Here is a 424-nt window from a genome sequence, read left to right as displayed (position 1 = left end):
GGCCCGAGCCGATCGGCGCGGTGAGGATCGCGTCGCGCGCGGCGGGCGCGCTCGCGAGCTGGAGCGCGCGGCGGACCACGGCGGGCCACACGACGCCGACCGTCGCGTCCTTCGAGTACAGGTTGTTGATCCCGACCGCGAGCCGCGCCGCCGACATCCCGGCGAGCCCGAGGCAGCCGGTGAGGCTGAGCAGCCACGCGCCGGGCGCGCCGTCGGCGCCGGGGACGTGCAGCATCATCACGAACGGGATCGCGGTCGCGTGCATGTCCCAGGTCTGGGCGAGGATGCGGCCGGTCGGGGTGTCGGCGAGGAACACCGAGCAGCCGCCGGCGCCGCCCTCGCCCTCGCCACCAGCGAGACCATCGGCTCCCTCTCCGGCGGGGGCCCCTCCGGCGGCCACGTCTCCCTCGGCGGCGCCACCCTC

At 77.1% G+C, this 424-nt stretch carries 1 protein-coding gene; it reads right to left on the bottom strand.

The window, feature by feature from the left end; all coding sequences use genetic code 11:
* A partial coding sequence (locus tag I6F37_RS41425; protein ID WP_225154586.1) for a hypothetical protein occupies window positions 1-265 on the bottom strand: 265 nt, incomplete at its 3' end.
* Window positions 266-424 lie beyond the last annotated feature (159 nt).

It is taken from the genome of Bradyrhizobium sp. NBAIM08 (assembly GCF_020193935.1).
Taxonomy (GTDB): domain Bacteria; phylum Pseudomonadota; class Alphaproteobacteria; order Rhizobiales; family Xanthobacteraceae; genus Bradyrhizobium; species Bradyrhizobium yuanmingense.
Note: the sequence above shows the minus strand (reverse complement) of the source record. Positions and strands in the feature narration are given on the sequence as shown.